Origin of the sequence: Natronospirillum operosum (genome assembly GCF_004768465.1) — a bacterium.
In the GTDB taxonomy this organism is placed as follows: Bacteria; Pseudomonadota; Gammaproteobacteria; order Pseudomonadales; family Natronospirillaceae; genus Natronospirillum; species Natronospirillum operosum.
The window spans coordinates 1-11,482 of the sequence record NZ_SRMF01000017.1 but is presented as its reverse complement, the minus strand read 5'-3'; the positions used below and the strand labels follow the sequence as shown (position 1 = coordinate 11,482).

The window sequence follows — 11,482 nt, the reverse complement described above, 5'->3', positions numbered from 1 at the left end:
AGGTCCGTAGCGAGCCATGAACAAGCACTTGCCGACACTTGCTGTCGATACCATGAGCCCTGGGGCCAACCTGGAGTCCTATATCCAGGCGGTCAACAGTGTGCCGGTGCTGACTGCGGATGAAGAGCGCACGCTGTCCGAGGCGTTCTACTATGATAACGACCTGGCCTCAGCGCGCCAGCTCGTATTGTCACATCTGCGCTTTGTGGTGCACGTTGCCCGTACCTATTCGGGTTATGGTCTGCCGCAGGCCGACCTGATCCAGGAAGGCAATGTAGGTCTGATGAAGGCGGTCAAGCGTTTCAACCCCGAAGTGGGCGTGCGCCTGGTGTCCTTTGCCGTGCACTGGATCAAGGCCGAGATTCACGAATACATTCTGCGCAACTGGCGCATCGTCAAGATCGCCACCACCAAGGCGCAGCGCAAGCTGTTCTTCAACCTGCGCAGCTCCAAGAAGAGCCTGGGCTGGCTGAACCCGACCGAGGCCAAGGCCATTGCCGAAGACCTCGGCGTGAAGGAATCCATCGTCTATGACATGGAGGGCCGGCTGTCGGCACAGGATCCCACCTTCGAAGCCGACAATGATGACGATGATTCGGCCTTCGCACCGGAACAGTTCCTGTTCGATATCAGCACGGACCCGGCAAGCCGGGTCGAAGCCGCCGATGCCACGGCTGATATCAATGAACGCCTCTACAGTGCGCTGGACGCGCTGGACGAGCGCAGCCGGGACATTCTGGCCGCACGCTGGCTGGGCGACCAGAAAAGCACCCTGCATGAACTGGCTGATCGTTATGGCGTCTCGGCGGAGCGTATCCGTCAGTTGGAGAAGAACGCCATGAAGAAGATCCGCCAGGCCATAGGCGAAACCGAACTGATGGCCTGACGCCGATGAGTCCGGCCTCCGTTCTGCTCGCTGTGGCCGCCTGCCTGGGCGCACTGGCGGTGTCTCTCGGCGCGCTCGGCGGCCACGCCATGCAGGCGCGGCTGAGCGCCGAGCAACTGGTCACCTGGGAAACCGCCACGCGCTACCTGATGTGGCATGTGCTGGCGGCCGTGGCCATTGCCCTGGCGGCCCGCGAACCCCTTCTGAGCGCTGCCTGGCTGATGCTGATCGGCGGCGTGCTGTTTTCCTTCAGTCTGTACGGCTGGCTGCTGTTGCAATTCAGGCCGCTGGTGTTTGTCACACCCGTGGGCGGCCTGGTGATGATTGCCGGCTGGCTGTGGCTGGTGTGGCAAACCCTTTCAAACTGAATCCATATCCGATGTCCGACTCCATGTCCCGGCCCCAGCGCCGCATTCGCAGTTTTGTCATGCGCACCGGTCGCATGACCCCTGGTCAGCAGCGCGCCCTGAGCGAACAGTGGCCCCGCCTTGGCCTGGAGGCCGATGGTCAGCCGCTGGACCTGAATGCCATCTTTCAGCGCACGGCACCGGTGACGCTGGAAATCGGCTTTGGCATGGGCGACTCCCTGCTGACCATGGCCGAACAGGCCCCGGAGCGGGATTTCATCGGTATCGAGGTGCATCTGCCCGGCGTCGGACGGTTGATCAACCGGGCCCATGAAGCCGGCGTGACCAACCTGAGAGTCATGAAGGACGATGCAGTCGAGATTCTGCAGCGCCAGATCGGCGATGGCACCCTGGACCGGGTGCAGATCTTCTTCCCCGACCCCTGGCACAAGAAACGGCACCACAAGCGACGCCTGATTCAACCCGAATTCGTGGCCCTGCTGGCGCGCAAGCTGCAACCGGGCGGCTGGCTGCATCTGGCCACCGACTGGGAAAACTATGCCGAACACATGCTGGAAGTGATGGCGCAGAGCCCGGACTTCCGCAATACGGCACCGGACGGCGGCTATCAGCCGGGGCGCCCGGCTTTCAGGCCGCTGACCAAGTTCGAGCAGCGCGGCGAACGCCTCGGCCACGGCGTGTGGGACCTGATCTTCGAGCGCGTCACCACGCCACAGCCAGACTGAGACAGGTATCCACAGCGGCTGGGGTCAGTACCAGCCGTACCCTAGTTCCAGACGCACCTGCCAGGACATGTCATGGCGCACCACCGCCACCGGCGTCAGATGCATCCGGTCGACCCAGAACGAATACCCCAGGCCGCCTTCGGCCAGAATCTCGTCATCGGTTGGCAGCCGTGCGCCCAGTTCCACCAGCGCCCCGTCACGAAAGGCCCCATTGGTTTCATAACGCAGCCGGGGTGTTACCACAATGCCGTCTTCCAGCGCCTGCGCATCGAAAGACAGCCCGGAGCCGAGACTGAAATGATTGCTCAGACGATAGTCATAGCCAATGTTGGGCTTTAGAAAGCCCCAGTTGATCAGGTCGGTACTCAGGTTGTGCCGATAACCACTGGCCGAGGCTGTTGAAGCCAGCACGGCTGACAGCAGCAACAGGGTCAGTAGCCGCAAGCTGCGGCTGCGGGCGGTGGTTCCAGTTTGGCAAGCTGTGATGGTGTCAGTCACGCTGATCCTCCGGCGATCGAAGCGGGCGGCCAGGCCCGGTGTCTTCAGGGGCAATGGTCATCGATGGTCATCACCTTCAATGGTCAGGGTCGCCGCCCTGCCCTGCAGGTGATCCGGGTCAGATTCCTGCGCCAGCTTGATCATCAGGCGCAGATCATTTGCCGAGTCGGCATGCGACAGGGCGTTCTCGTAGGTGATCTCACCGGCCGAGTAGAGCTCGAACAGATGCTGGTCAAAGGTCTGCATGCCGACATCATTGCTCTTCGCCATCAGGTCCTTCAGCAGGTGCACCTCACCCTTGCGAATATGGTCCGCCACCAGCGGTGTATTCAGCAGCACTTCTATGGCCGCCCGCCGGCCCTTGCCATCCGGGGTCGGTACCAGTTGCTGCGCCACGATGGCCTTGAGATTCAGCGACAGGTCCATCCACAGCTGCCGCTGCTTGTCGGCCGGGAAAAAGTGCATGATGCGGTCCAGCGCCTGGTTGGCATTGTTGGCATGCAGCGTGGCCAGACAGAGGTGGCCGGTTTCGGCAAAGGAAATGGCGTAGGACATGGTCTCGGGGGTGCGCACCTCACCGATCATGATCACGTCCGGCGCCTGGCGCAGGGCGTTTTTCAGCCCCACTTCGAAGCTGTCGGTATCAATACCCACCTCACGCTGGGTGACGATACAGCCCCGGTGCTGGTGAATGAATTCGATCGGATCCTCGATACTGACGATATGGCCGCGCGAGTGTTCGTTGCGATGGCCCAGCATGGCCGCCAGCGAGGTCGACTTACCGGCGCCGGTGGCACCGACAAAGATGACCAGCCCGCGCTTGGTCATGGACAGCTGCTTGAGCACTTCCGGCATGCGCAGCTCATCCAGACGCGGGATGTTGACCTCGATGCGGCGCAACACCATGGCCGCCAGATTGCGCTGATGCATGGCGCTGACCCGAAAACGGCCGACGCCCCGGGCACTGATGGCAAAGTTGCACTCCTGGGTGTCCTGGAATTCCCGCCGCTGCTTTTCGGTCATCACACCCAGCACCATTTCCCGCGTCTGCTCGGGGCTGAGCGGCTGCTTGGTGATGGGGACGATCTTGCCGTGCACCTTCAGACTGGGGGGGACCCCGGCCGTGATGAAGAGGTCGGAGGCCTCCTTTTCCACCATGATGCGCAGCAGCTGCTCAAAATCCATCTGTATTCATCCCCTCTACAGGCCGGTCTGCACTCAGAAGCTTTCCGGTGACTTGGCTTTCAACTTGGCTTCCTCTTGGGAGACAACACCCTTCTGGACCAGATTGGTCAGCGACTGATCCATGGTGATCATACCCTGAGCCGAGCCGGTCTGGATAGCGCTGTACATCTGGGCCACCTTGTCCTCGCGGATCAGGTTGCGGATCGCCGAGGTACCGCGCATGATTTCGTGCGCCGCCACCCGGCCACCGCCCTTGCGCTTCATCAGCACCTGCGACACCACGGCCTGCAGCGACTCCGACAGCATGGAGCGCACCATGGACTTTTCTTCCGCCGGGAATACATCGATGATCCGGTCAATGGTCTTGGCCGCCGAGGTGGTGTGCAGGGTACCGAACACCACATGCCCGGTTTCCGCCGCGGTCAGCGCCAGCCGAATGGTTTCCAGATCCCGCAGCTCACCGACCAGGATGATGTCCGGGTCTTCCCGCAGGGCCGAGCGCAGGGCCTCGTTGAAGCCCAGCGTGTCGCGCCCCACTTCCCGCTGGTTGACCAGACAGCGCTTGCTCTCGTGCACGAATTCGATCGGGTCTTCCACGGTCAGAATATGGTCATAGCGCTGTTCGTTGACGTCATTGATCATGGCCGCCAGCGTGGTCGACTTACCGGAGCCGGTGGGCCCCGTCACCAGCACCAGGCCGCGCGGTACGCGCGCTATCTCGCGGAACACCTCGCCCATGCCCAGATCATCCAGCGTCAGCACCCGTGACGGGATGGTCCTGAACACGGCCCCGGCACCGCGATTGTGATTGAACGCATTGACACGAAAGCGGGCTACCCCAGGCACTTCGAAGGAGAAGTCGGTCTCCAGGAACTCCTCGAAGTCCTTGCGTTGCTTGTCGTTCATGATGTCGTAGATCAGGGCATGTACTTCCTTGTGGGGCATCGCCGGCAGGTTGATGCGGCGCACATCGCCATCCACCCGGATCATGGGTGGCAGGTCTGCGGACAGGTGGAGGTCCGAGGCGTTCTGCTTCGCACTGAATGCCAGGAGTTCGGTAATATCCATTGGGTTCCTCTGGTTGCCCGGGTAGCGGAATGGTTAGAATAGTGAATTTGGCGCGCAGACGAAACCCGATGAGCAGTCCCTCCGAGATCGCACAACGCTGGCAGCAGCTCAACAGCACCGTCGCTGCGGCTGCCCGGGCCAGTGATCGTGACCCGCAGGACATCCGTATTCTGGCGGTCAGCAAGACCTTCCCGCTCACTGCGGTGGAGGCCGCCTGGGCCGCCGGCGCCCGGCATTTCGGAGAGAACTATGTACAGGAAGGCGTGGCAAAGATAGCCGCCTGCACGCTCGCCGACGTGGTCTGGCACTATATCGGGCCGTTGCAGTCCAACAAGACGCGGCAGGTGGCCAGCCACTTTGACTGGGTGCACACCATAGACCGGCTGAAAATCGCCCGGCGCCTGCACGAGCAGCGCCCGGCGGAACTGCCGCCGCTGGCGGTCTGCCTGCAGGTCAATATCAGTGCAGACCCCAACAAGGCCGGCCTGGCCCCGGACGCCGTGGCGGCACTGGCCGAAGAGGTTGCGACCCTGGACAGACTGCAGCTGCGCGGCCTGATGACGATACCGGCCGCCGACCAGTCCGCAGCCGCCCTGCAACAGGACTTTGCCCGCATGGCCGAGCTGTTCCGTCAGTTGCAGACAGAGCACCCGCAGGTCGATACACTCTCCATGGGCATGAGTGATGACCTGACCCTGGCCATCGCCGCCGGCAGCACCTGTATACGCGTCGGCCGGGGCATTTTCGGTGACCGCCCGCGCCAGGGCTGAAGCAGGGCAGAAGCCACCAAGCCACAGAACCAACAGGGATTGCACAGATGATCAACCACACCGCGACCATCGCCTTTATCGGTACCGGCAACATGGCCGGTGCCATCATCGGCGGCCTGCTGGAACAGGGCTATCCGGCCCGGAACATCATCGGCACCACGCGCAGCCCTGACAGCGCCGAGAAAGCCAGCAAGGCACTCGGCATTCAGGTCACCACGGACAATGAAGCCGCCGTCGCCCAGGCCGATGTGGTGGTACTCGGGGTCAAGCCGCAGGTCATGCAGACGGTCTGTGCCGCGCTGGGCACGGCCATACAGCAGCGCCAGCCGCTGGTGGTATCCATAGCCGCCGGCATCGAAACCGCCACCCTGGACCAGTGGCTGGGCGGCGGCCTGCCCGTCGTGCGCTGCATGCCCAACACCCCTTCACTGTTGGGCGCCGGCGTCAGCGGCCTGTTTGCCAACCCGGCGGTGACCACCGAGCAGCAAACACTGGCCGAAACACTGTTTCGGGCCGTCGGCATGATTCAGTGGGTGCAACAGGAAGCCGATATGCATACCATAACGGCCATCTGCGGCAGCGCCCCGGCCTATTTCTATCGTTTCAGCGAGGCCCTGGTACGCAGCGCCGAGCAGCGGGGGTTGGCTGCAGCCGACGCCCAGGCACTGGTGGCCCAGGTGGCCCTCGGGGCCGCGCGCATGATGCGGGAGACCGGCGACACCCCGACCCAACTGCGGGCGAAGGTCAGCTCTCCCGGTGGTACCACGGTGGAGGCCCTGCGGGTCTTCGATGAACAGGGGCTTGATGCCCTGGTCGAGGCGGCTGTCGACGCCTGCGCCACGCGCAGTGTCACTCTGACAGACGAACTGGCATCCAAGCACGATTGACAGGAGGGCCGTAATGGCCGAATTGATTGTTCTGATTGTAAAAACCGGCTTTGCCCTGGTCCTGATTGCACTGGCGGCCCGCTTCATGGCCCAGGTGGCTCAGGTGGACCCGTACGGCCCCATGGCGGAAACCGTGCGCAAGATTTCCAACCCCTTTGTCAGCCCGTTCATGCTGGTGATTCCGCGCATTCGCGGCCTGGACCTGCCGGCGCTGCTGGTGATCTGGCTGCTGCAGGTGGTCATGGCCTTCATTCTGGTCAGCATGCTGCCGCAGTTGAATGCCGCCGTGTCGACCATCATTGTGGGCGGCGCCTTCGCCACCGCCGGTCTGATTCTGGAAGTGACCCGCTGGTCCATGATCATCGTGGCCATCGGCAGCTGGCTCAGCTCGGGTGCACCCAACCCGCTGCTGGCCTTCCTGCGTGACATGATCGAACCTGTGGTGGCGCCCTTCCGCAAGCTCAACCTGCAGGTCGGCATGCTGGACCTGAGCTATCTGCTGGCGTTCCTGGTGCTCTATATCGTGCATGGCATTCTGCGCGCCATTGCCTACAGCATTGTTCCCATGGGGCAGGTGCGCGTAGCCTTCCTGGGCATCTGAGGTGGATGACGGCAAGACGGCAATCATGAGCGATATTGCGACCGGACAGCCTGCAGACATGGCCACGGATGGCACGCACTCTGTCGGCATCGTGACGCCCAAAGTGGAGCGCTTCGACGAGCCGCTGCCGCTGCGCAGCGGCCGCACTCTGGACAGCTACGAGCTGATCTACGAGACCTATGGCACCCTGAATGCCGACGCCAGCAACGCGGTGCTGATCTGTCATGCGCTCAGCGGCCATCACCACGCCGCCGGCTACCACAGTGAGGACGACACCAAGCCCGGCTGGTGGGATGCCTGCATCGGCCCCGGCAAGGCGCTGGATACCAACCGCTATTTCGTGGTCAGCCTGAACAACCTGGGCGGCTGCCATGGCAGCACCGGCCCGCAGAGCATCAACCCGGACACCGGCCGCCGCTGGGGGCCGGACTTTCCCGTCATGGCCGTGCGCGACTGGGTCAAAAGCCAGGCCCGCCTGGCCGACCGGCTGGGCATCGAGCGCTGGCTGGCCGTGGTCGGCGGCAGCCTGGGCGGCATGCAGGCGCTGCGCTGGTCCATCGACTACCCGGAACGGCTGGGCGGCGCCGCCGTGATTGCCTCAGCGCCCAAGCTGACGGCGCAGAACATCGCCTTCAACGAGGTGGCCCGACAGGCCATCATCAATGACCCCGGGTTCCATCAGGGCCACTACGCCGACCATGATGCCTACCCCAAGCAGGGCCTGATGCTGGCCCGGATGCTGGGCCACATCACCTATCTTTCGGATGCCGGCATGCGCGACAAGTTCGGGCGCGACCTCAAGACCGGCACCCTGAGCTTCGATTACGACGTGGACTTTCAGGTCGAGAGCTATCTGCGCTATCAGGGCGAGCACTTCTCGTCCAATTTCGATGCCAACACCTATCTGCTGATGACCAAGGCGCTGGACTACTTCGACCCGGCCGCCGACCACGGGCACGACCTGGCCCGCTGTCTGGCCCAGGCCGCCGCCCGCTTTCTGGTGGTGTCCTTTTCCACCGACTGGCGCTTTGCCCCCGAACGCAGCGAAGAAATCGTCAATGCACTGATCCATGCCGGCAAGGATGTGTCCTATCTCCAAATCGACGCCCCGCAGGGGCATGACGCCTTCCTGTTTCCGATCAAGCCCTATGTGCGGGCGCTGTCGGGTTTTCTGGAACGGCTGTGGCAGGAAAGGGAGGCCGGCTGATGCGCGCTGACTTGCAGATCATCGCCGACTGGATTCCGGTCGGCAGCCGTATTCTCGACCTCGGCTGCGGCGACGGCACCCTGCTCTCCTGGCTGCGCGAACACAAGCAGGTCAGCGGCCTGGGCGTGGAGATCGACCAGGACAGCATCATCCGCTGTATCGAGAACGGCGTGCCGGTGGTACAGAAGAACCTGGATACCGGCCTGAAGAACTTCCGCGACAAGAGCTTTGACGTGGTCATCATGTCGCAGTCACTGCAGCAGATGAAGGCCCCGCACAAGACGCTCGACGAGATGCTGCGCATCGGTCGCGAGGCCATCGTCACCTTCCCCAACTTCGGGTACTGGAACACGCGGCGCTATCTGTTCTTCCTCGGACGCATGCCGATGTCGAAGATCCTGCCCTACAGCTGGTTCGACACGCCCAATATCCACCTGTGCACCTGCCGCGACTTCGAGCGCCTGTGCCGGGATCAAAAGGCGCGCATCCGCCAGAACACCGTGCTCGACAGCCAGCACCAGAGCCGCCGCATCATCCGCTGGCTGCCCAACCTGCTCGGCGAGATCGCCATCTACCATGTCGACAAGCCCGGCACCGACGCCACCCCGTCGGCCGCCGCCAACACCGCGCCGGAGGCGACAGCCTGATGTCCATACTGGTACTGGCCAGCGGCAATGCCGGCAAGCTGCGCGAATTCTCCGGCCTGCTCGGTGACCTCGGCATCGAGGTGCGCCCGCAGGGCGACTTCAATGTGCCCGATGCCGCAGAAACCGGGCTGACCTTTGTCGAGAATGCCCTGATCAAGGCCCGGGCGGCGGCCCGGCATACCGGGCACGCGGCCATGGCCGACGATTCCGGGCTGGAAGTGGACGCCCTGAAAGGCGCCCCCGGCATCTATTCGGCTCGCTATGCCGGCACCCACGGCGATGACGCCGCCAACAACCGCAAGCTGCTGGCAGCACTTGAAGGCGTGCCCAAGGCCGAACGCACCGCACGCTTTGTCTGCGCCCTGGCCGTGCTGCGCCATGCCGAAGACCCGCGCCCGCTGATCTGTCAGGCGGTGTGGGAAGGACGCATACTGGAAGCCCCCGCCGGTGCCGGCGGTTTTGGCTATGACCCCCTGTTTCATGTGCCCGACCAGGGCTGCAGCGCCGCCGAGCTCCCGGCCGATACCAAGAACCGGCTCAGCCACCGGGCCAGAGCCAGCCAGGAACTGCGCCGCGCCCTGCCCGACTGGTGGCGCTGAACCCCATGGCTGCCGCCGCCCCCGACCCGACCGAGATACCGCTCGGCCTCTATGTGCACCTGCCCTGGTGCGTGCGCAAATGCCCCTACTGCGACTTCAACTCCCATGAAGCCGGTACCGACCTGCCCGAGACCACCTATACCGATGCCCTGCTGGCCGACCTGGAGCAGGAAGCGGACTGGCGACAGGGCCGGCCCATACAATCAGTGTTCTTCGGCGGCGGCACGCCCAGCCTGTTCAGCGGCCGCGCCCTGGGCCGCCTGCTCGACCGCCTGCGGCAACTGGGCTGGCTGGCCGACGATGCCGAGATCACGCTGGAGGCCAACCCCGGCACCGTGGAACGGCGCTATTTCGCCGACTATGTCAGCGCCGGCATCAACCGCATCTCGCTCGGCGTGCAGTCCTTCGACGACGCTGCCCTGACCCGGCTGGGCCGAATTCACGGCCGCGACGATGTGTTCCGCGCCTGGGACCTGCTGCAGAGCCTGGGCCTCAAGCGGCTCAATATCGACCTGATGCACGGCCTGCCGGAACAGACCCCGGACTCGGCACTGGCCGACCTGAATGCCGCACTCACGCTCGACCCGGGGCATCTCTCCTGGTATCAGCTCACCATCGAACCCAATACCGTCTTCTACCGGCATACCCCCGAACTGCCGTCCGAGCCGGTACTGGAAGCCATAGAGGACCAGGGCCGCGCCCGCCTGCTGGAAGCCGGCTATGCGCAGTATGAAATCTCCGCCTGGGCCCGACCGGGCCACGAATGCCGGCACAACATCAACTACTGGACCTTCGGCGACTACATCGGCATCGGCGCCGGCGCCCACGGCAAACTGACCGGCCCCGCCGGCCCCATGCGCACCACCCGCACCCGCATGCCCGACCACTACCTGCAGGCCGTGAACGGCGGGCGCCGCCAGCAGCCCGTACAGGACACCGACCTGGTATTCGAATACATGCTGAACGTACTGCGCCTGCGCGCAGGCGCCCCAGAACAGCTGTTCAGCGCCCGCACCGGGCTGCCCCTCGACACCCTCGAACCCCAGCTCACACAACTCCGAAAGAAAGGGCTGCTGCACAACGACCGCCACGCCCTCACCGACCTCGGCTGGCGCTTCTACAACGACGCCGTCGCCGCCTGGGTCAACTGACCTCGCCCCCAACACACTACCTATCGAACACAGAAAGAACTTGAAATCGCCGCCAGCCTCCACTAAACCTAGGGGTAGCCAACAAAAACAAACCCACCCGCAGCGACAGGACGCGCCTACATCCAGACCACCGTATTGGCAAAGCCATTTCACCCGGCCGGGCGGTAGCGTGCCCACCGCCTTGTAGCGAGGTACGCAAGTGCCGACGATCACGCAAGTGCCGACGATCACGCAGCGGTAGCGTGCCCAACCCCTGTAGCGAGGCACGCAAGTGCCGATATGGGTCGCCTCTGCAGACAACCGGCCACCACCTGCATGATGGCCAGGCTCATTCATGATTTGGGATCAACAATCTCAGACTTGATTAATGATCATTCTGACCGTCTATTTTGGTGGCTTTGGTATTTTCCGCCTTAAAGCCCTGTCAGACCTGCGTTCTGCGGACTTCCAGCTAAACCGGGATAGGCATCAAACTGATCGTATTTCTGGTGGGTGGTTGATAGTGGGCAGCACTGAAAGCTTGATGGTGTGGGAGCTGGCGGGTGTTTTGGATTTGAGCTCAATAGTAGATAGTCATCAGATAAATATGATCACTTTGACGACTATATTAATGTTAGCTGCAAAGGAAAGTAATCAGAAATGTTTAAAGTTCATACTGAGTTTGAAAATTGTTATGGAATAAGGAAGCTCAAATATATCTTTGATTTTTCCCAAAAAGCTACTTATGTCGTGTACTCGCCGAATGGGACCATGAAAACTTCTTTTTCAAAGGTTTTCATGGATTTTAGTCAAAGTATTGAATCATCCGATTTAGTCGGCCCTGAACAATAGAGAAGCCCGCATGAATGCTGCGTTTCCAGCTGTTTTTCGGTAAAATGGCTACAACGTTT

Annotated in this window: 14 protein-coding genes; 11 read left to right on the top strand and 3 right to left on the bottom strand. The window is 62.6% G+C overall.

Going from position 1 to position 11,482, the window contains the following annotated elements:
- Nucleotides 1-16: 16 nt before the first annotated feature.
- Genes rpoH through trmB form a run of 3 tightly spaced genes read left to right on the top strand, consistent with a single transcriptional unit; the run spans nucleotide 17 to nucleotide 1,979 of the window.
- Complete coding sequence (gene rpoH / locus E4656_RS19610) at nucleotides 17-886, top strand: RNA polymerase sigma factor RpoH (protein WP_135485024.1); 870 nt, start codon at nucleotides 17-19, stop codon at nucleotides 884-886.
- A 5-nt stretch (nucleotides 887-891) separates the two neighbouring features.
- A complete protein-coding gene (locus tag E4656_RS19605) occupies nucleotides 892-1,254 on the top strand; it encodes a DUF423 domain-containing protein (protein WP_135485023.1) in 363 nt (120 codons plus the stop codon).
- Between the two features lie 11 nt (nucleotides 1,255-1,265).
- On the top strand, nucleotides 1,266-1,979 hold the full coding sequence (gene trmB, locus E4656_RS19600) for a tRNA (guanosine(46)-N7)-methyltransferase TrmB (protein WP_135485022.1): 714 nt from the start codon (nucleotides 1,266-1,268) through the stop codon (nucleotides 1,977-1,979).
- 24 nt (nucleotides 1,980-2,003) lie between these two features.
- Here the strand turns inward: trmB and E4656_RS19595 are convergent, their stop codons facing one another.
- The 3 genes from E4656_RS19595 to E4656_RS19585 form a co-directional block, all read right to left on the bottom strand.
- Complete coding sequence (locus E4656_RS19595; protein ID WP_135485021.1) at nucleotides 2,004-2,423, bottom strand: hypothetical protein; 420 nt, start codon at nucleotides 2,421-2,423, stop codon at nucleotides 2,004-2,006.
- Between the two features lie 111 nt (nucleotides 2,424-2,534).
- On the bottom strand, nucleotides 2,535-3,662 hold the full coding sequence (locus E4656_RS19590) for a PilT/PilU family type 4a pilus ATPase (RefSeq protein ID WP_135485020.1): 1,128 nt from the start codon (nucleotides 3,660-3,662) through the stop codon (nucleotides 2,535-2,537).
- A gap of 33 nt (nucleotides 3,663-3,695) precedes the next feature.
- Nucleotides 3,696-4,730: a type IV pilus twitching motility protein PilT gene (locus E4656_RS19585; protein WP_135485019.1), complete on the bottom strand. Its 1,035-nt coding sequence runs from the start codon at nucleotides 4,728-4,730 to the stop codon at nucleotides 3,696-3,698.
- Between the two features lie 68 nt (nucleotides 4,731-4,798).
- On the opposite strand from E4656_RS19585, the gene E4656_RS19580 reads away from it, so the two are divergent.
- The 8 genes from E4656_RS19580 (at nucleotide 4,799) to E4656_RS19545 (ending at nucleotide 11,274) form a co-directional block, all read left to right on the top strand.
- On the top strand, nucleotides 4,799-5,500 hold the full coding sequence (locus E4656_RS19580; protein ID WP_135485018.1) for a YggS family pyridoxal phosphate-dependent enzyme: 702 nt from the start codon (nucleotides 4,799-4,801) through the stop codon (nucleotides 5,498-5,500).
- Between the two features lie 47 nt (nucleotides 5,501-5,547).
- Nucleotides 5,548-6,387, top strand: coding sequence for a pyrroline-5-carboxylate reductase (proC, locus tag E4656_RS19575; protein ID WP_135485017.1), 840 nt, complete (start codon nucleotides 5,548-5,550; stop codon nucleotides 6,385-6,387).
- 13 nt (nucleotides 6,388-6,400) lie between these two features.
- Entirely contained in the window at nucleotides 6,401-6,988 is a 588-nt protein-coding gene (locus E4656_RS19570; RefSeq protein ID WP_135485016.1) for a YggT family protein, read from the top strand.
- A gap of 25 nt (nucleotides 6,989-7,013) precedes the next feature.
- Nucleotides 7,014-8,195: a homoserine O-succinyltransferase MetX gene (metX, locus tag E4656_RS19565; RefSeq protein ID WP_135485015.1), complete on the top strand. Its 1,182-nt coding sequence runs from the start codon at nucleotides 7,014-7,016 to the stop codon at nucleotides 8,193-8,195.
- On the top strand, nucleotides 8,195-8,842 hold the full coding sequence (gene metW, locus E4656_RS19560; RefSeq protein ID WP_135485014.1) for a methionine biosynthesis protein MetW: 648 nt from the start codon (nucleotides 8,195-8,197) through the stop codon (nucleotides 8,840-8,842). The genes metX and metW overlap by 1 nt, the downstream gene beginning before the upstream one ends.
- Nucleotides 8,842-9,441, top strand: a complete 600-nt coding sequence (rdgB, locus tag E4656_RS19555) for an RdgB/HAM1 family non-canonical purine NTP pyrophosphatase (RefSeq protein ID WP_135485013.1) — start codon at nucleotides 8,842-8,844, stop codon at nucleotides 9,439-9,441. Before metW ends, rdgB begins: the two co-directional genes overlap by 1 nt.
- A 5-nt stretch (nucleotides 9,442-9,446) precedes the next feature.
- Nucleotides 9,447-10,592 (top strand): radical SAM family heme chaperone HemW, encoded by a 1,146-nt coding sequence (gene hemW, locus E4656_RS19550; protein ID WP_135485012.1) that lies wholly within the window; start codon nucleotides 9,447-9,449, stop codon nucleotides 10,590-10,592.
- 367 nt (nucleotides 10,593-10,959) lie between these two features.
- On the top strand, nucleotides 10,960-11,274 hold the full coding sequence (locus E4656_RS19545; protein ID WP_135485011.1) for a hypothetical protein: 315 nt from the start codon (nucleotides 10,960-10,962) through the stop codon (nucleotides 11,272-11,274).
- The last annotated feature ends 208 nt before the right edge of the window (nucleotides 11,275-11,482 follow it).